This window comes from Microvenator marinus (assembly GCF_007993755.1).
In the GTDB taxonomy this organism is placed as follows: Bacteria; Myxococcota_A; Bradymonadia; order Bradymonadales; family Bradymonadaceae; genus Allomicrovenator; species Allomicrovenator marinus.
In genome coordinates this window covers 4,865,596-4,885,829 of sequence record NZ_CP042467.1, presented here as the reverse complement: position 1 = coordinate 4,885,829, position 20,234 = coordinate 4,865,596, and the positions used below count along the sequence as shown (strand labels likewise).

The window sequence follows — 20,234 nt, the reverse complement described above, 5'->3', positions numbered from 1 at the left end:
CTTCTCTTCACAGAGTAGGTGGTGTACGCAGGTTGGCAAAAAATTTGGTGGAGTTGCAGATTTTTGAACGTTTGGGCTTGCAGCCCTAGGATGGGTGTCTATATAGGGGCCGCCCCCGCAAATTTGGTACGTGGGTGCCTAACCTTGGTGTTGTCGTGAGTGAAGCACATATCGTAGCGGGACGTTACGTCCTGAACCAGCTGCTGGGGCGAGGCGGCGTGGGCGAGGTTTGGCGTGCGACTCAGCAACCTCTTGGACGGGTCGTCGCGCTAAAACTCTTGCGCGAAGAATATGCCGGAAACCCACAAATCATGCGGCGATTCGGACGCGAGGCGCGCGCTGCGTCCGGCCTTGCGCACCCCAATATCGCAAGTGTTTTTGACCACGGAACCGACGATCTCGAACGCCTCTATATCGCGATGGAACTCATCGAAGGGATCTCGCTGACCGAGGCTATCGAGAAGGGACTTTCGGTGCGAAACACGCTCGAGTTGGCCGATCAGCTTTTGGCCGGTTTGGCACATGCGCACGCTCGAGGGGTTATCCATCGCGATCTCAAGCCTGATAATATCGTGCTCGCGGGCGCCCATTTGCCAGAATCGATTGGCATCCCGAAGCTCGTAGACTTTGGAATCGCGACAGTAGCTGGGCTCGCCAGTGAAGACGCGGACGACGAGCCCACCGAGCGGCGCGACACGATGCGCGGTGAGGTCATTGGTACGCCTCGCTATATGAGCCCTGAGCAGGCGATGGGTGAGCGGAACCTGAGCCCGCGCTCGGACCTCTACAATGTTGGGCTTATCCTCTACGAGACGCTCACCGGATACCCTCCGTATGGAGACGAGCGTGGTTTGGCTGTCATGTCGAGGCACGTGCACGATGCGATTCCGCCGATACTTGCGCGACCGGGCCTGGAGCCGCCGGACCAAATGATCGAGGCGATCATGCGAGCGCTGGCCAAAAATCCCCTGGAGCGCTGGTCCTCGGCAGCAGAAATGCGAAAGGCCCTTCGCCCGATCTTGGACGAAGCCCGCGAGAACACCGAGCTCAACATCACGCCTGAGCCGTTGGTCAAGCCTGCCGCACGCAGCCAGATCCTGACCCCGATGGACAATCCGGCCAAGATTCGGCAATCGCCATATCAGCTCGAAGACGAAGACGGCGAAGTCGAAGTCATCGAAATCCCGAACGCGCTTGGCCGAACACCCTTTGTGGGGCGCATCAGCGAGCGGAACCGGATGAACGATCTGGTGGCTCGAGTATGCGACGACGGGCGCGGCTCGATTGTCCTCATAAGCGGGGAAGCTGGCGTTGGAAAGACACGGCTCAGCTCGTGGCTCAAAGAAGTAGTGGAAGAAAACGGCCTGATGCGCTCCAACGTGGGCACTTTCACGCGCGGTGGCAGCTCGAGCTTGCGCGGCGTCCAGGACGTCATGGAGAGCATGTTCCGCACCCGTGGCCTGCCGCGCGCACAGGTCGTTCAGCGCGTGGAGCAGCGCCTCAAACAATGGGGCCACAACTCTGAAGAAGACGCGGCAGCGGTCATCGACTTCATCCGCCCCACGGCGCATGACGACACGCGTCCTTCGTCGGTGTCCACATCCGCGCTTTTTGCCACGCTGACCCGAATCATCGAAATCGGCGCGATCCGAAAACCACGGCTGATCATCCTCGACGATATCCATTGGGCCGGTCGAGAACTCGCCGATTTCTTCGATTACCTCGCCGTCGAGCTCCGCCACAGACGTATTCCTGTGCTGGTTGTGGCCACCATCCGTACTGAGGATCTGGCGGAGCGACCTGAGCTCGAGTCCAAACTCTCAAGCCTCAGCCGCTACTTGGGCGAAACGGTCGAAAAGATTGAGCTCGAGCGTTTCAGCGGGCATACGGGCCGAATGCTCGTGGACGCCTTGATGCCAATGGAAGATGAGCTCGCAGACGTAGTTCTGGAGCGCTCTTCGGGTAATCCTCTGCACCTGAGCTTCTTGATTCGATATCTTCGGGACGAAAATCTCTTGGAGAACGAAGGTGGGCGCTATTTTGCGCGCGACCTCGAGCAGGTTCGCGGCGCAGTTCCTCCGAGTTTGGCCGATCTCTTCCGCGTACGAATCGAGCAGGCCGAAGCGCATTATAAGGTCGAAGGCCGACTTCAGCGGCATCTTGAGTTTGCCGCCGTCATTGGCTTGAGGTTTCAATATGAAGTCCTTCGCCGCATGATCGAACTCAGCGGCGACCAAGACCTCTTGCGGCATTGTGATCACGACCTCGACCGACTCGTGGTCGAAGGTTTCTTCACGGAAATCGAGGGCCGTGGAGACGACTGGTACTCGTTTAGCCACGGGCTTTTGCGCGACCACCTCCTAAGAGGCATTGGGCCGCTGGTCTCGCGTGGACTTCATCGGCAGGCCGCCGAGGCCATGACCGAGGTATTCGGAGCCGGCGCAGATACCTTTGCCATGGAGATCGCCCGGCACTGGAACGCCGCCCGAGACACACCAAAGGCGCTCGAGTGGTATCGACGTGCAGCGGAGACGGCGCAACGTTCGTTTGTCTTGGCGCAGGCCGCCACCGCTTGGGAAGAGGCGCTTGAGATCATGGATGGAAAACTTGGACACGACCGTTCAAACCAGCCCGAGTCCAAAGATCCTCTGCTCACACATCTTGACCGCGAAGCCTTCCTCAAGGCCGGTATCAAGGCCGAAGATTACCTCCATGCACTTTGGCGACTGGGTGACCTCCTGGAGGGTTTTGGCGACTTCTTCAAAGCCGAGGCCGCGTACAGACGTGTGGTTAGAATTGTTGGAAAGGATTCGAGCAAGCTAAAACCTGAGATTTTGACCCCGCTCGGAAATTCTTGGCTTGGACTCGGGCATATCGCGTGGCAACGCGGTGATTTTGAAGCCGCTGATTGGGCATTTAGGAAAGTCGCAGAACTCCTTCGCTCAAACCCCACCGAGAAGAAGCTCGAAGTGGCGGCAACGCTCGGAATCGCCCGAGTGGCCTGGCATCGCGCCGATTACGAAGTCGCCACAAAGCTCGCCAACGAAAGCCTCAAAATTGCACGTGAGAATAAGAATGAAGAGGGCCAAGCCGAGGCGCTTTGGATCCTCGGTGAGGTTCAGCGAATGCTCGGCTCTGGCGAGGAAGCCCGCCAACAATTCGTAAGCTCTCTCGATATTTATCGGTCCATCAACTCCCCGCTCGGCATCGCGCGAAACCTCCTGAGCCTGGCTCAGGTCGCCCGCTACTCCAAAGATTTTGATGAGGCGCGAAAGCTCTATTCACGAGCGCTTTCACATTATGAGCGGCTTGGAGACCGCCGCGGCGCAGGCATGTGCCATAACGGACTCGGTGATGTTGAAAGGCTCGAAAAGAGGTTTGAAGAAGCCGACCGAGCCTACGGCCGCGCACTTGAGATCTATGAGGGAATCGGTGCCGAGTACGACGTTGCTATCGTCCTTGCGAACCTGGGCTTGAACGCACTGGAGCTCGAAGACGCGAGCGCTGCACAGACCTACCTCGAAGGCGCACTAAACATCGTCTCAGGCGGGGATTATCCGTATCTCTTGGCTGGGATTGAGTACAACCTCGCGGTGGCGCGTGCACGGCAGGGCGACCGCTCAGGCTGGCACGAACGCGTGATGAGTTTGGCCACGAGCCTCCCCATTGCGGACATCGACTACGCGAGGCCTCTGGAAGAATTGGCCGGACATCACGTGGCAGCAGGTGAACGAGAAGCCGCCGTAGAGCTCTGGTCAAAATCTCTAGAAATCTACGAAGAACTCGGCCTCATCGAGGACGCCGAGCGCGTTCGAAACCTCATTCAAGACTAATCTTTGGAATCGTCTTCCGCCTCGGACTGAGGCGGCGAGAAAGGCGTTGGCTCATCGGCTGTAGACTCTGGGGCCGTAGGAGTTTTCCGCGACGGCATCACATCGGTGTGCGACGGGGTGTTTCGCCTTTGAACATTGGGTTCCTCCTGGCTCGGTGTCCGCACGCCGGGAAGAGTTCCGTGCTCCTTCCTGGTTGGCTCAAGTCCTGACGGTGGCACGGGTGAGCCTGCCTCGGTTTGGGTTCTTGGCCGCGCGACCGCAAGCTTGGGCTTCGATTTCCAAAGTCCACCCTCAGAGAACGCAGACCAGCCCCATTTCACCCAGGATATCAGCCTCGAGACCAGCCAGAACGCCCAGAGGAACATGAGGATTCTCCAGACCAAGATGGGCAGGGAGTAAAGCGCAGGCTCGGCCAGCGCTGGCGCGCTCTGGTCCATGTACCAACGCAGGAGGCGGTTCGACGAACGCGCGCCTTCGACCTGCATGTCTACGTCAAAGAGAAGGTTTGTGTGGATTGCGCCGTAAAGAGCGCCAGCGGCAACAAGCGTGAGGCCCACAAGCCCAAGCTGGGAAAGGTCGAACTTCCACCACTCATCAGCGGGCTGACGCTGCCTCAGACTCAGGAGAACAAACCAAAGCACAATCGGGAGGCCTGCCACAACAGGGACTTGAGAAAGTCCGATCACCAGAAGCAACCACTCCCAGGTCTTGACCGGGATATGTGGAATGCGCCCGAGCAAAAGCGCGATGAGAAGGAGCGTGAGCAAATGCGGCCAGAACAAGATAGCTGGCCCCCATTGCGGACCACTCACCCAGATGAGCCAACGGTCTTCACCCACCTCAATCGTGGTCTCCACGTTCACCGAATCGCTACCGAGTTTAACCGCGGGGACCTGCTCCTTAAACGAGCGCTCCCAGGGCTGCTGCCATTCCAGCACATATTGCGACTTTCCGGGCACGATGGGCAAAGAGACCTTGGAGTCCCGTGGACGGATGGAGCGCTCCGCACCTCCCAGAAACACGCGTTGAAGCTCCGCGCCCTCAGGCAAGGTGATCTCGTAGTTGGTCGCGGTCGAAGAACGAATCTCCACCTCCAACTTCCCTTGCAAGAGGCGTTTTCCGGGCGTGAGGGCGTAGCTAACCTTGTCCACGGTGGTGGCGGGCCCCTCGGTCGCATCCGGCCGGGAAACACTCACCACGAGGCTCTCAGAAGGCCACGGTTTCCAGAGCGGCTCGTAGACCCCGTTGTTGACGTCCGAAATCCTCGGCAGCTCCGAGAAGTCACAACGCCACATCTGTGAGCATTGTACTCGCCAGGTCTCGGTCCACGGCTTGTCTAGCGGCGCTGAGATGTTCACGGACTCCGAAATAGGTATCTCGCTCAAGAACTCAACCACGGAGACGCCACGAGCAAAATCCACCAGTGCCTCTCGTTGCTCGGTTCGGATTCCATCCGAGATTACCTTTTCCTGCTCGCCGATTGTGAACTTCAGAAGTTGAGGGCGCGAGGCGTCCTGCCTGCGAATCACCGTGCGAATCTGCCACGGAAGTCCAAGCTCCCAAGTCCTCTCCACAAAGAAATACGGTGGCAGCTCGGCCGTGAGTGCAGCATCAGACGCAGCTTGGCCCGACTGGCGCGTCAGCTGAAGAGAACTGTCTGGAAGACCACTTGGACCAATGCCGTCTACCGTCCAATCCGAGCTTCTAAACGTGACGTATCTCGGCTTGGTATCGGCATGAAACTGAATCGTCAACGAGTTGCGATTGACGAGCACACCTTCGACTTCAATGATGTTACGACCCTGGGGAACGCGCACCAACACGAGCCCATTTTCTTCACGTCGCAGCTGGTTTGTGGTGGTGCCGTTGAGCGCAACACGGCTTAACGTGAGGGGATCCGCAGGCCCTGGCAGAGTCCACGAGGCGTCGCGCTCGGCAAAGACCTCTGCACGCATACGAAAGTTCAATTCCCGAACAGAAATATCCGCGCGGCTCACCACCACACACTCACCGCTGCACTCCTGAGACTTGACGAGCCGCCGTTTGAGCTCCTCGAGGAGTTGGTTGCCCTCCGGTGTGCCTGGGGACGGCAGAGGAATGAGGTTCGCGTTCAGATTCGCGTTGTTTTGGATCGGAATAGGTTCGATTGGAGGCGGCTCGGCTGCGTTCGCAGTTCCGGCCAAAAGCATGACCAGCGCTGCCGCCATGGTTTTTGAACGAGTTGCCGTCATATCGCGACGGCTGATCATCAAGAGCGCCAAGAGAATGAGGAGCGCAACTCGCACAAAATTCAGGCCAGCATTTGCCAGAGGCCCGAGCAGGTAGAGCCGAATCTCGTGGTCTTGCCTCACCGGCCCCACCCATACGAGCCGCCACGTAGTCCATGACCACGTGGGCACGCCGTATCCCGTCTGCACCACTGCGTTGGGGTCCACTTGCTGAAGCGCCCACTTTTTCTCCTTTTTCCCCGAGCTTGCAGACCCTCCATAACCGCGTTCCATCGAGTCGATTTTGCTCACTGCAAAGAAATCCTCCGATGCTTCATCTTGCTCTTGCATGGGCTCCATCTCAGCTGCGGGAGCCATAGGCGCCATGGACCGATCCGCGTCGAATCCTCCAAAGCTCGAATCCATAGTTTGGAACTGAGGGTCTGCCACCTGAGGGTGCACAGCCCATCGCACCTGATCTCGCACAAACGGGGCGAGGATAATGGCAAGAGACACGAGTGCCACGATTCTCAGCGCGATCACGGCTTTGCGAATCAACCCCTCGGGCAGTACCCGCAAGAGCGCCAGAGTCGCGAGGAGAACCACCCAGACCCAAGTCGGGGCATCATGGTGGCCGTGGGAAAGAATCAGCGCCAAAATAGCCACGGGGAACCACCGCCAGCCTAAGAGTTTCCCTGCACTCAGCGCCACCAAGAGCACGAAGAAGAAATCCCAGAGTCGCCAGGATTCAAGCCATGTTCCGGGCATTCGGTCCACACCACTTCCACCCAGCAAACTCCAACCCGGAGGAAGATGAATCGTAGCGTTCAAGGACTGTACGTCATGATTCCATCCGACGACTGTCAACCGGCTGAGCGCTTCTTCGAGCCTTGATTCAGCTTCAAGATTGACGCCTGGCTTGCGAATCTCTACGCCGGGCAACTCAGACTCAGCATCTTTGGTGATGAGTAGATCGCTGCCCTCCGAGGTGTCCGTGACGCGCCCAAGCTTACCCTGGCCAAGGTTCAATCTCCACCCCTGGTTGATGGTGCCACTGAGTCGATCGCGCACCGAATACCCCTGGCCGTCCAAATCGAGCCAGAATTCACGTCTGAGATTGATGAGATTCGGCGACGGCTCAGCCATGCCGCGGCGCAGCTCGGTAAACGTTGCCTTGGTTCCCGGTTCCACGAGGTAGGTCGCAAACTGCCGCCACTCCTCGGGAAGCGAGGTGCGCTCAGGGTCCACGCCGGTGGCGCCGTCGAGCTTGACCGATCGAATCAACTCGTTGGGCTCCCACGCCCAGTATTCCTGTGGCTCGTAAATTTGGGGACCAGGCGTGGGCGCGCTGAGCTCCGACACGGCATTCGGCGTAATAGTCTCGATCTCCACGGTATGTGTGCCCGGGCGCACGTAGACGCTGACACTTCCATTGGACGGAACACGGGTCGGAATGGAGCTTTGAACCCTGACTGGGAGAGCGCCTTCAAAAAGGATGTTCCCGAGCTCAACTTCGCGCGCTTTGCCCGAAACATTGAGCTGAAGACGGGTAATCACCCGCAGTGGAACATCGTCCGAAATCTTGCGGTAGATCGTGGCCTTGACGCTCTCGGACTCGCCGACTTCCTTCTCCGAGGCCTTATCGCCCAACCAAAGCGAGTCAGTTGACATGCGAGGATGCGCGATTTCACGGCCGGAAAGACTCAGCGTGACACGACCTACGGACGAGGGAATCGCCAGAACTTCGGGCGCCTGATCCCAAAGGAAGCGCCCTCGAACCTGATATTCACCCGCTGGGAGCCTCAAGAAGGGGACTTCGTCCCGCTCAATCAGCGCCACCTCTAGCGTTTCATTGCCACGATTTACGCTCAGGTCTTGAGGCCAGTAATCGCGATTTCCGGGCAGTTGAATCTCTGCCTGAGTATCCAAAAACACACGGTATTCAAACGAGGCTCCCGTCGAGGTGGTAGACACCGAGAGCTCTCCCGGCCAGACACACTCTTTGCCTTCCGGCGTAGACGGGCAGTAGAGATTCGGCACATCTTCAAGTACCCAACCCACCCAACTCTGCAGGGGACCAGGAATCGCTGGTGTGTTTTGAGCGCTGAGCTCAGAGGCCCCAAGGACCATCAAACACGCGCTCAGAGCTAGAGAGAGACGCTTAAACATAAGCTACCTACGGGCTTTTTTCAAAGTTAGGCCCAGAAGATCCCCCTCACCAAAGAACCTGTCAAGGTTGACGAGCTTAACCCTGACTCCTAAAGAGTCTTTGGAGAATTTCTGAGGTCGAACTATGTCCGAAATCGAATCCAACCCACCCGCCGAAAACACGCCCCAGGTCATGCCTGCTGGCAACCATAAATGGGAGTGGTGGGCTATCTTCGCAATGATTCTGCTGGCCGTCTTTTTGGTCGCGTGGATTCTAGTCTTTTTGAGGCTCGGCACACCAAGCGTTTGGGCCCATGGGATTGTGGTCCCGGGCATCGGATTTCTCACGGTTCCGATGATGTTCTTTGGCCTTCTGCGCACGATCTTTAGACCGCCGGCCATTCAGCGTCCCCGAACCATCGCCCTTGGCGCCCTGCTCTTTATGGGCGTTTTTGGCACGATTCCCTTTTTCTCTCCTCCTCTCTCGACCGAAGATTGGTCCACGACCACCGAGATCCGCCTTCCGTTTGAAGGTGAATGGATGACCATGGCGGGCGGCGAAGATCGCGACCGAAACTACCACGCCACAACGCCCGCCTACCGCTGGGGCTATGATTTTACGGTGCTCAGAGACGGAAAGAAATTCCAGCTCGATGGTGCCAAGAATGAAGACTACTTCTGTTTTGGCCAGCCTATCTTGGCGCCGCTGGACGCTACGGTCTACGACGTACAAAACTCCGAAACCGACAATGTACCCGGCGAGGTACCAACGGGCGGGACGTTCGGCAACTTCGTGATCCTCAAGTTTGACGAGAATGCCCATCTCTTTCTGGCCCACCTAAAGGAAGGATCGGTCACTGTGGCCCCCGGGGATACGGTCAAGACCGGCCAAAAGCTCGGAGAATGCGGTAATTCAGGGCGTAGCCTTGAGCCACACCTTCACGTCCACGCACAGAATTCCGCTGAGTTTCCGTTCGCCGAGAGCCTTCCTCTAAAGTTCTCGAACTACAAAATCGGAGAGAAGCTTGTGGAGAAAGGCATGCCGCAGGGCTCCACGTCTTATGACGAGCCCAACGGGGATCTGGTTTCCCAGTAGGCTCCTGCCCGCGTAGACAAGAGGACCTTGAATCGGGTACTACCCGGAACGCCCAAAACAAGAGGAATCGCATGAGCGAGCTAAAGTCTAGATTGGATACTGTAGACCGTAAGATTGTTATCAAAGATACCGTTAAGCTCATTGACGCTGAAGTTGCGAGCAAGTCCGGACTCTCAGGCGTTGCGCTTAAGGGTGGCTATAGCGTCGTCAAGAAACTCAAAGACGGCCGAATGATCGATATCGCGGTCGACAAACTCCTCGACGAATTCGCTGATTCACTCTCCCCTGTTTATGAAAACTTCCTCGCCGACCACGGCTCAAAGAAGTTCGAAACTTATATCAATTTGCACTCAAAGACTGCAGCCGACGCTCTTCTCGGCATCACCGATGCCAAAGCCGCGCGCGCAGAAAACAAGATTATCAAGTCCACCTATCAAAAATTGAGAGGTCAGGCAGAGAAGCACGTCATCGACGCTCTGCCAGGCGTCGGGCGTCTGATCGACTTGCACGCCCCAAAAAACGAGGCATGATTCATGCCGGACCTTCGGCAAACTCAAGCGTTTGTTTTACGCACCGTGCCCTATGGCGAAAAGGACTTAATCGTCACGTTTTACGCCAAGACCGGTGGAAGAATGGCCGCGCTTGCCCGAAGTGCTCGTTCCAGCAAACGTAGGTTTGGCGCAAGCCTGATGCCGCTCAGAGGGCTGAACATCTCGTATACCGCAAAACCCGGACGAGACCTGGTGTCTCTCACTGAAGCCAGCGTTTGCACCGACTACCCCGGCATCGAAGCCTCGTACGAAAAGATCGCGCTCGCCTCGTATATGACCGAGCTCGTCCGCGCGACCACACGTGACGGCGAAGAGGGCCCCGAGATTTGGGCACTCCTCGACGAGAGTTTTGCGCATGTCTCAAAGGCGGACGATTCCCCGGCGATCTACCAGCTCATCGTCCGACACTTCGAACTCCAACTCCTCGCTCACCTAGGCGCGATGCCGGCCATCGACTCGTGTCATCGTTGCGCAAGAGATTGCTCGGAGTTCGACAAGCTCCGATTTAGCCGCGAAGGCGAAGGGCTCGTCTGCCAGGACTGCCTGCCGCATACCCCGAGATTCGGGGTCGTCGACCAAGATATACTTGCCGCGCTCTGGTATTTGTGGAATCCAGACGGTCCGCCTCCCCAAGCACTCACGGACGGCACAAAACGAAGCCAGGTCAAACGAATCATCTACGCCAGTCTCGACCGACTCCTAGAAGACTCGCAACTCAAGAGCCGCCCACTCCTCGAATCCCTGATAGAGAACTAGAGCATGAGCAAAATCGAAGTACTCAGCTATGGCGAGGCCCTCGTCGACTTCCTACCAAACAAGAGCGGAAAACTCCGTTCCGTGGACTCGTTCCGACGCGTTTCCGGCGGTGCACCAGCGAATATGGCCATCGGAATTGCGCGCCTCGGCCGAAGAGTCGGACTCATGGGCAACGTGGGCGCCGACGAGTTTGGCCACTTCCTTATCGAGGAACTTCAACGCCAGGGCGTAGATACCTCCGGCGTACACCAGACCAATCTGGCGCGCACAGGCATCACCTTCGTAAGCTTAGACGAGAAGGGTGAGCGCTCGTTCCTCTTCTTCAGGGCCCCCAGTGCCGATATGCTCTTTCAGGTTGAGAATATTCGCGTCGAGACGATCGAAGCCTGTTCGATTTTCATCGCCGGCTCGAACCTCCTGATCACGCCGGAGATCGCGCACACTACGTTCAGCGCCCTCAACCACGCAAAGCGCCTCGAAAAGTTCATCATCATCGACCCCAACGTCCGCCTACACCTCTGGGAAGACTTGGACCACGCCCGCACGATTATCCACCGGCTCCTAACCTATGCGGATATCGTCAAACTCAATGACGATGAGATCGAATTCCTGGCACCAGGAGCGGACGCGAAAACACTTTACGAGACCATCCTTAGACCTGCCGGTGTCTCCGCGCTCATCGCCACCCGCGCCGAGCGTGGCGCCGAGGTATTCGCACAAGATGCCTACTTCAGCGTCCAAGCGCCCGACGTCAAAGTCGTAGATACCACGGGCGCCGGCGACGGCTTTGTTGCAGGCATGGTCTCCGGCCTCGTCCGCTTTATGGCCAAGGATTCGCCGCTCTCACCCGAGCGCCTTCGCGCTCGAGTCCCCGAGTTTGGCGACTCCGAATGGACACGAATCCTCAATCTCGGTTGTTGGGTGGGCTCCAGAGTCTGCACCCAACTCGGCGCGACAAGCGCACTACCCGCTCACGACGAAGTCCCCTGGCATGACCTCGGTTTCGAAACCTAAAGGAGTCTCCATGAAACGCTCACTGCTATTTGCAGCCCTGCTTACCGCTTGTTCAGCATCGCCTCAGGTGGCGGACGAGCTTCCCAAAGCCCAAGAATCCGAGTCCGTTCACGTCAAGGTCATTGGCGTCAACGACTTTCACGGCCATCTCGAAGGCCCTTCCGGGAAAGTGAAAATCGACGGAGAGGCCATCGAGGCAGGGGGCGCAGCCTATCTGGCGCAGCGCATCTCAGACATCAAAAAGTTCCATCCCAACACCGTTGTTGTGGGCGCTGGAGATATGATCGGGGCGAGCCCGCTGATCAGCGCATTATTTCAGGACGAGCCGGCTATCGAAGCCCTTAACGAAGCAGGCATGGATATCAACGCCGTGGGCAACCACGAGTTCGACGAAGGCGTGGAAGAGCTGATGCGTATCGCCAAAGGCGGCTGCCATCCAACGCACGGCTGTTTTGCGGAATCCGAGTATGGAGGCGCTAAATTCGAAATGCTCGCCGCCAATGTCACCTGGAAATCAGACGGCAAAACCATCTTTCCCGCGTACAGCATTCGGGAATTCGAGGGTGTTAAGGTCGGCTTCATCGGCCTTACGCTTGAAGGAACGCCTTCCATCGTGGACCCGTCCGGCATCAAAGATGTGGACTTCGGCGACGAAGCCGAAGCCATCAACAAGGCGACTGAGGAGCTCAAAGCCGCCGGCGTCAAGGCAATCGTAGTTCTGATTCACGAAGGCGGCAGGCCCGCCGCTACGGACCACCCAGACGATTGCACTGAAATTTCCGGGCCTATCTTGGAGATCGTCAAAAACACGGACAAAGAAGTGGACGTGTTTGTGACCGGTCATACGCATCAACCCTATATCTGCACAATCGATGACCGACTGGTAACTAGCGCAAAATCCTACGGCCAGGTCATCTCGGAAATCGACCTTCAGGTCGACCGCAAGACCCAAGACGTGGTGAGCAAGACCGCGCGAAATATCATCATCGACCGAACGGGCGAGGAGCATGCCGCCACTCTGGCTGTGGTTGAGAAGTACCGCCCGATTGTTGAGCCCATGGCGAATCGCCCAATCGGTCAGGTCACGGCGGACGTCTTGCGCACTACGGACGAGAACGGGGAATCACCGCTTGGCCGCTTGATCGCTGACGTTCAGCTCGATGCGACGAGCTCCACCGACCTCGGCGGCGCCCAAATCGCGTTCATGAATCCGGGCGGAATTCGCGCTGACCTCTTGCACGCACCAGAAGGCGGTGTGCCGGGCGAAGTGACCTTCGCACAAGCTCATACCATCCAGCCGTTCTCGAATAGCCTCATCACAATGACGCTCAGCGGAAAACAACTCCACCAACTCCTCGAGCAACAATGGCTCGATCAATCGCGCCCTCGCCTTCTCCAGGTTTCTAAGGGGTTTGAGTACACCTGGTCCGAAAGCGCTGCTGCCGGCTCAAAGGTGGACCCCAAGACTATGAAGCTGAACGGCAAGGTCATCGACCCAGCCGCAAATTACCGCGTCACCGTGAACTCGTTCATCGCCGTCGGTGGCGATGGATTCACGGTGCTAGTCGATGGGACCGACCAACTCGGCGGCCCCATCGATCTAGATGCGTTTGTAAGTTATTTTGGGAAGAAATCGCCGGTGGAACCACCGACGAAGAAGCGAATTACCCGCAAACCTTAAGGCTTAGAGGCATGCCTCGACGACCATCTCAGCGATTGGGCTCGAAGCTGGCTCTGGCTCAGGTGCTGGTTCAACGCCAGGCTCTTCGATGATCAACTCATCGTCAGGCGCCGTCAGACACATTCCAGCGTCTACCGAAACCGAGTCTCCAGCATTCAAGAGCCCCATGGTCAGGGTTCCAGCCAAGACTTCAATCTGCTCACCAAGAGCGAGCTTAGGGGCCGATGCGCCGTCGAGCACGATGGAGAGCGTGTCGTTTGCCATCCACTCAGGCATGTCTTCGATGCCTGCGAAGTTCATCACAGCTTGAAGTTCAAACTTGGGCGAAACTTCAATCGTAAGCGCATCGTCAGAGCCGGTCAGGACCGCGCCAAACCTACGACCATCGTTGGCGTTGAGATCGACGGCCAATACCTCTTGTCCGTCGATCTTTACGGTGGTGGTCGAGTCGCCAAGCCCAAGATTTGTGAGCTCGATCTGGTCGTCAGCACCTGAGAGAACGGATTGGGCTGAGGCACCTCCTAGCGTGAGCTCCATGACCTTAGCTTCTGACTCATCGGAGACCCATTCCCCGGTGTTTTCGTCATACACTTCGGTCACGCCGAAAGGCCCTTTCACATAGAGCTGGCCGATATCGGCCGTTGCCGTGAGCGTTTCAGCCACACCGTCTGCGCTGATCTGGAAGGTCGGGTTGCTCGCGGCCAGTTTGATGGCGACGTCCTCGATCGCGATATCGATCGCGCTCACCACGGCTAGGGTCACAGCCACTTTGGACTCACCTTCCACAGCAATCTCTCCGCGTACCCGACCTTCAAAGGTCTCAGGGAGCTCAGCGGCAGCTTCGGTATCAATCGACGCAAGCGCTGATTTAATGCCAGCGAAGTCCACTTCAGCTGCCAGGGAATCCTGATGGAATTCAAAGGATACTGGGTTCGCGCGCTGTGGCCCGACCTGGACATCCACGTCGTAATCACCAGGCGCTGGCGAGCTTACTACGAGGCGAAGCTGAAGCGAATCAACCTGGTCGATACACTCCTGTTCGGCTGGCTCCTCGCCAAATGCGCAGGTCACGTCGCCGCGCAACAAGTAGGTCACCGAGGTATCTGAGCTCGACTCAATATTGCCGTCAGCAAAAACCTGGTTCTCAAGAATTTGAGTAAGCTGGTCGGTCTGTTCACTCAAATCGGTATCAAACTCGATTGGCTCCGACGAGCATTCACCAGTGTCGAAATCCGCGCCCGAACCATCAGGTGTTGGACAATCATCAGCGGGTGCGAGCTCAAGCCCTCGTGCCACCAAGTTGGAGTTCTCGAGGAAAGCCAATGATGCGCTGATATTCGTCGCTACTTCTACCGTATTGGCGCTAATTGCCTGCCGTGCCGTTGCGTGTGAGACCTTCTCGCCGCCTTCATCGTCGCCACCGCATGCAATCGCTGTTGTTGCCAAACCAAGTGCCATCATCATTCGAAAATTCATAATCAGTCTCCTCTGAGCTGAACCGTTCAACTCCGTGTTGTCGGTCCTATAGACTGCACACCCCATGCCAAATATTCATTTCGCGGAAACACTGGGCGATCGACGGTTTACGTGGTGAAGTTTCACTCCAACGAATCAAATCGACTGGCGCAAACATACTCCAAATCGCCCCGTTGTACTCAGAAGAGCTGCAGGCTCTCGCCCTCTTCCATAGACGGTGAAGGCAAGAAGCCAATTCGCCCTGGAGATTGCATCAAGAGGAACCCCTCGCGCTCGGAGAAGTCGAAGTCGGCATTGCAGCCAGGATGCTTGGAGAGCTCGTAGCGCTCAAACCGCCGCGTCTTGGGGTTGTAGAGCTGTGTGGTCGTCAGAATTTGCTTGCCATGCTCGTAGGTCTTGCAGCCCTGATCCACCCCGGCGCAACCTTGCTCCAAGGCATCTTCAACCGAGCAAAGATCCCAATGTCCGTCATCATCCACATAGGAGAGATAGACCTTCGAGACAGTCTTGACGCGCTCGTTTCGCTCCGAGCGCTTCTCATCGGACAACACACTTCCAATCACGGGATTCGAAAGCTCCGTCTGGATAATGGTCAAACCTTCTGCGGCGTAATCGTATTGGTGGGCCTTCTGGGCCTTCTCCCAGCCGACAGCCCACGTGTAGTGGTCGATCATATCGAGCGGGAACATCGAGAAACCAAAATAGAATTCTTCGTCCTCAACCGCCTGAGTTGCACACTGGTTCAACGACTCCGGGAAGACCTTGATAGCCTTCTCCACAAGCCAGGACCCGCCGTTCTGCTTGAGCATGAGCCAGAAAACATCCGTCTTGGAATTCTTGGGGCACGAGCCGCGGACCTCGCGATCTCCACACACCAACAAGCCCGCACGAAACCCACCGCCTCTCGAAGCATAGGTCTCCACCAGCTGCACGTCCTTTCGAGCCACCTGACAAAGATCGTTGACCGACTCAGACTCCCTCACGGCCTCCTCGAAAGCCTTCCGATCATCAATGGTCACCCAAATCTCAGGCACGCGCTCAAACGCTGTGAAATTCCAGGTCTGCTCCTCCGCAACCCAGGTGCCAATCGCGTTTTTGCGCGGTGGCGCCTCGTTGACCTCAAAATGCGGAAGTAGCCCGGCGGTATTGAAGAGCGCCATCCTCGGCTCGTCGTTGCCGCGGTCCGGAAGCATGGAAAATACCGTCTGAGTGCCCAGCCTATCCGCCTCATCACCGTCCAAAAGGTCCACCCTGAAGGCGACCGTCTCAAGCGGGATGCTGCTGACCTGCTCAAACGCCTCAATCTGAAGGGCGAGCTCAAGGCGCCAGCCTTCGTCGTTCTCCTGGATGGAAATCACTCCCATATTATCCGGTAGAGGATCCGAAGAATCATAACGCCCGTAGCGGCCATCAGGGAAAAAGATCAGTTTGGTCTCGGCCTTGACCATGTCCTGGATCTTCGCGCTTTGCGGCACTGCGCGAACAAATCTGTCGAGGCTCGGGTCGCGAATCGTAACCACGATCGCGTCGACCACCGTCTCGCTATCCCCGGCAATGACCTCGTCGTCTTTGACGTCCACGGCGAGGTAGAGGTAGCCCTGGTCCGAATCCGCTGCGATGCGCATCGCCAGATCTCGCGGGCCTCTCCAGAACCTCTCCCCAGACTCCACGCTCGACTTCTTATCAAAGATTCTAAAGAGCTTTCGGTCCCAATCTTCGAGCACACCGTCGATTTCTCTCGCCGGCGTGTTCGGCGTGTCGGGGAGTTCCAATCGCGCGAGATTCGCTGCCGCGACCTTCGATCGCTCAATCTTTACCGGTGCATCCAAAATCGCGTCGCGGTCTTCGTCCGAGATCTTCTCTGAGACCTTCTTCTCTTCGACATCTGGACTAGACGCGCAGCCTAGCGCCAGTAGGAAGGGTAAAAATCGTCTCATGTCTCCTCCATAACTCGCTTCATTTCTGAGAGCGCATTCAGGGCCTCGAGCGGCGTAAGTGCATTGATATCAAGAGACCCCAATTTCTCGATGACCGCAACTTCTGCCGGGTTTCGTTGACCAAAGAGCGTGAGTTGGTTCGGGTTGTTGATCGGTGTGACCCGCGGAGCCTGACCGCGCGCAACCACCGGCACACCTCGCTCATCAAGGCGTCCAGACTCCAGATTCTCGAGGACCTGCTTCGCGCGCGCCACCACCGTCTCAGGCAGCCCGGCCAGGCGCCCAACCTGAATGCCATAGGAGCGGTTAGCCTGGCCCTCCACGAGCTTTCTTAAGAAGATGATATCGTCGTTCCACTCCTTGACCGCGATACTCATATTCTTGGCGCCTTCCATAGTGCGGGCGAGCTCGGTCAACTCGTGATAGTGCGTGGCAAACATGGTCTTCGCACGCACGCGATCGTGAAGATGTTCAGCCACAGCCCAGGCGATTGAAAGGCCATCGAAGGTAGAGGTACCGCGCCCGATCTCGTCCAAAATCACAAGGCTTCGAGCCGTCGCAAGCTGAAGAATATGCGCGGTTTCGGTCATCTCCACCATGAAGGTCGACTGCCCTTTCGCGAGATTATCACTGGCTCCGACACGGCTAAAGATCTTGTCCACCGTACCGATATGCGCCGTCTTCGCTGGCACAAAGGACCCCATCTGAGCCATCAAAGTAATCAGCGCAACCTGCCGAATCACCGTAGATTTACCCGCCATATTCGGACCGGTGATGATCTGCAGGAACGACGATTGCGTATCGAGATTCACGCTGTTTGGGACGAATCGCTCCGAATCGAGGGTCCTCTCCACCACCGGGTGCCGACCTTCCTCGATCACAATACGTGTCCCATCATCCACTTCGGGTCGCACGTAATCATGCCGCAGCGCGAGCTCAGCAAAGGCCGCCAACACATCGAGCTCCGCTAGAATCTGTGCGGCCGAGAGCAATGCCGGAATCTGCCCTGCCACCTCGTTTCTAAGCCTTTCAAATAGCCGGTATTCGAGCTCTTTGCGCCGGTCCTCAGCTCCAAGAATCTTGTCCTCCATCTCCTTGAGCTCGGAGGTGAAGTAGCGCTCGGCATTCGCCAGCGTTTGCTTGCGGATATAGTCGTCCGGCACCATGTCCAGATTCGCCCGGGTAATCTCCACATAGTAGCCAAAGACCTTGTTGTAGCGGACTTTCAGGCTTGAAATCTTAGTCCGCTCTTTCTCTTTGGCCTCGTAGGCGAGCATCCAGTCTTTGCCGTGGTCGGTAAGGTCGATGAGCTCGTCGAGGTCCGCCGAAAACCCACGCTCAAATATCCCGCCCTCGTTCAGCGACACCGGCGGGCTCGCCACGATCGCCCCCTCGAGCCGTTCACGAAGATCGTCAAAGGTATCGAGCCGCGTCGTAAGATTTACCAAAAGCGTAGACTCAACCTCGGCAAGCAAGGCCTTGATGGGAGCAATGGCCGAGATGGTGTTCGAGAGCGCCTTCAAGTCGCGCGCGTTCGCGTTCCCCGACGAAATCCTCCCACAGAGCCGCTCAAGGTCGTAGACGCCGTCTAGCGCAAGGCGCAAATCCTCACGAACCACCGTCTTCTTGACGAATTCCGAAACCGAATCGAGCCTGAAATTCAACGGCTTTGGATCCACCAGCGGATAGTTCATCCAATGGCGCAAGAGGCGCCCACCTGCCGCACTCACCGTCTTATCTATGGTATTGAGCAGACTGCCCACCCGCTTGCCGCCCATCAGCGTCTCAGTGAGCTCCAGATTGGCGCGCGTCGAGTCATCCAGAACAAGATATTGCCCAACTTCGTAGAACTCCACAGCGCGGATATGCGTGGGGATGCCTCGCTGAGTTTGGGCGAGGTAGCGAAGGATGCCGCAAGAGGCCGAGAGCGTAGCATCCATGCCCTTTTGCGCCCGCAAAGGTTGCAGAAGCTTCGTGACCTCTTTCTCGTCCAAGAAAAGGCCGTCCATCATCAAATCGCGCTCGATCCTCAAGCCAGACGAAAACTCCGCCTCGTCACTCTCAAAAAACGCCTCGTCCTTTGGGCGCAAAAAACCCTTGGTCTTACGGGCCTCAAGCACCTCAGACGCCAACGGGTTAGAGATGACCTCACGCGCACCAAGCCGGGCGAGCTCGGCCACCAGGCCCAGATGGTCCGGCACAAAGGTGGCACGAAACGTACCGGTCGAAACATCCAACGACGCCACCCCGAACCCACTCTGCCCACCGTACACACTCGCCACGTAATTCGGAGTGCGCGCATCCAACGAGTCTGGGTCCATCACAAGACCAGGCGTGATCACGCGAACCACGTCGCGCTTCACTAGCCCCTTAGTCTGCGACGGATCCTCGAGCTGCTCACAAATCGCAACCGCCATGCCGCGCTCGATCAGCGCCGAGATATAGGGCCCCGAGGAATGATGCGGAAACCCAGCCATCGGGACCTCATCCTCCTCACCTTTATTGCGCGCAGTAAGCGTCAACCCCAGCTCCCGAGCCGCGGTCACCGCGTCCTCAAAGAACATCTCGTAAAAATCCCCCATGCGGAAAAACACGATCGTTTCCGGGTACCTCGCCTTCGCATCCAGGTACTGCTGCAGCATCGGCGTAACTTTCAAGACTCGTCTCCTCGCGTCCAGGCTCCGACCCAATCGTCGAGCGTAGGGGATGACGAGTCATAATATAAGACGCCCTCCAACGGCAATCACCCTTACGAAACTCTGAGCGATAACCCTGGCTCGAGTGGCAGTGTTTTAGCGCTTACGACGCAGCTGGGCGATCTCTCCTACCAACGAATCGCAGGCCGCTTGGTGTAGACGAAAAGTGCGGTATGATTCGGATGACCTATACGGACGCGATTCGCATCACCACGAACTTCATGGCAAAGGGCCTCGAGACCGCGCCTCTCCGATTCCCGTTTTGACTGCACAATCTGAAAGGGCGGGTCTATGAACCCCGTCTCCGCCATCAACACCCACACGGTATGCATCGCGGGGGTCCCGGGACTCACGTGCACGACCAGCTCGGCCTCTGGAAAATCGTTTCGAATTTCAGGGATTGCTTTGCGCAGGAATTCAAAGATGGCTTTGTGATCCGTTGGGTCCACACCACCCCACGCCTTTGGATGGACCTTGATATCACGCTTCTTCAGCTCCGCCCGAAGGTCCCGAACAGCATGTTTTTCTCGTTCAGAGCTATGAATATCTCTGTAAAGAAGAACGACATCGTGGATCTGCGTCCTCAAATGCGAATACTCGCCCTCCAAGAGCGACAACGTCGGCCCGACTAACTTCGCCCCGTTTACCTCTCGATATCGCTGCGACTGCTTGTCGAACTCATAGGGATCGTTCCCCACAGCCACCCATGTAACGAGTACTTTCTTGGTCATCAGTTCGCCCGCATGGTAGGGCGCCCGCGAAAGTTCGCCCCTAGAATGATTCCTTGAATCGAGTCGTTTCCAGAATTCTGCCAATGTTCCGAAGGTTCGGCAAGTACA

Annotated in this window: 11 protein-coding genes; 6 read left to right on the top strand and 5 right to left on the bottom strand. The window is 57.3% G+C overall.

Annotated elements, in window-relative coordinates; all coding sequences use genetic code 11:
* Positions 1-155: 155 nt before the first annotated feature.
* Positions 156-3,833: a serine/threonine-protein kinase gene (locus tag FRD01_RS20035; RefSeq protein WP_249755775.1), complete on the top strand. Its 3,678-nt coding sequence runs from the start codon at positions 156-158 to the stop codon at positions 3,831-3,833.
* Here the strand turns inward: FRD01_RS20035 and FRD01_RS20030 are convergent.
* A complete protein-coding gene (locus tag FRD01_RS20030) occupies positions 3,830-8,209 on the bottom strand; it encodes a hypothetical protein (protein ID WP_146962714.1) in 4,380 nt (1,459 codons plus the stop codon). The genes FRD01_RS20035 and FRD01_RS20030 overlap by 4 nt on opposite strands.
* Positions 8,210-8,333: 124 nt before the next feature.
* Between FRD01_RS20030 and FRD01_RS20025 the strand changes: the two genes are divergently transcribed.
* The 5 genes from FRD01_RS20025 (at position 8,334) to FRD01_RS20005 (ending at position 13,286) form a co-directional block, all read left to right on the top strand.
* Positions 8,334-9,284 (top strand): M23 family metallopeptidase, encoded by a 951-nt coding sequence (locus tag FRD01_RS20025; RefSeq protein WP_146962713.1) that lies wholly within the window; start codon positions 8,334-8,336, stop codon positions 9,282-9,284.
* 71 nt (positions 9,285-9,355) lie between these two features.
* A complete protein-coding gene (locus FRD01_RS20020) occupies positions 9,356-9,814 on the top strand; it encodes a DUF6918 family protein (protein WP_146962712.1) in 459 nt (152 codons plus the stop codon).
* A 3-nt stretch (positions 9,815-9,817) separates the two neighbouring features.
* Positions 9,818-10,591, top strand: a complete 774-nt coding sequence (gene recO, locus FRD01_RS20015) for a DNA repair protein RecO (RefSeq protein ID WP_146962711.1) — start codon at positions 9,818-9,820, stop codon at positions 10,589-10,591.
* A 3-nt stretch (positions 10,592-10,594) separates the two neighbouring features.
* Positions 10,595-11,605 (top strand): carbohydrate kinase family protein, encoded by a 1,011-nt coding sequence (locus FRD01_RS20010; RefSeq protein ID WP_146962710.1) that lies wholly within the window; start codon positions 10,595-10,597, stop codon positions 11,603-11,605.
* A gap of 10 nt (positions 11,606-11,615) precedes the next feature.
* A complete protein-coding gene (locus FRD01_RS20005) occupies positions 11,616-13,286 on the top strand; it encodes a bifunctional metallophosphatase/5'-nucleotidase (protein WP_249755774.1) in 1,671 nt (556 codons plus the stop codon).
* Between the two features lie 3 nt (positions 13,287-13,289).
* Here FRD01_RS20005 and FRD01_RS20000 read toward each other — a convergent pair whose 3' ends face one another.
* The 4 genes from FRD01_RS20000 to FRD01_RS19985 all read right to left on the bottom strand — a co-directional run bounded on the left by FRD01_RS20000 (position 13,290) and on the right by FRD01_RS19985 (position 20,126).
* Positions 13,290-14,762 (bottom strand): hypothetical protein, encoded by a 1,473-nt coding sequence (locus tag FRD01_RS20000; RefSeq protein WP_146962708.1) that lies wholly within the window; start codon positions 14,760-14,762, stop codon positions 13,290-13,292.
* A 179-nt stretch (positions 14,763-14,941) separates the two neighbouring features.
* The gene (locus FRD01_RS19995; RefSeq protein WP_146962707.1) at positions 14,942-16,699 is read right to left on the bottom strand and encodes a DOMON domain-containing protein; all 1,758 of its coding nucleotides are present in this window, start codon (positions 16,697-16,699) and stop codon (positions 14,942-14,944) included.
* A complete protein-coding gene (mutS, locus tag FRD01_RS19990) occupies positions 16,696-19,356 on the bottom strand; it encodes a DNA mismatch repair protein MutS (RefSeq protein WP_249755773.1) in 2,661 nt (886 codons plus the stop codon). The genes FRD01_RS19995 and mutS overlap by 4 nt, the downstream gene beginning before the upstream one ends.
* Positions 19,357-19,523: 167 nt before the next feature.
* Positions 19,524-20,126: a hypothetical protein gene (locus tag FRD01_RS19985; protein ID WP_146962706.1), complete on the bottom strand. Its 603-nt coding sequence runs from the start codon at positions 20,124-20,126 to the stop codon at positions 19,524-19,526.
* Positions 20,127-20,234: the final 108 nt, after the last annotated feature.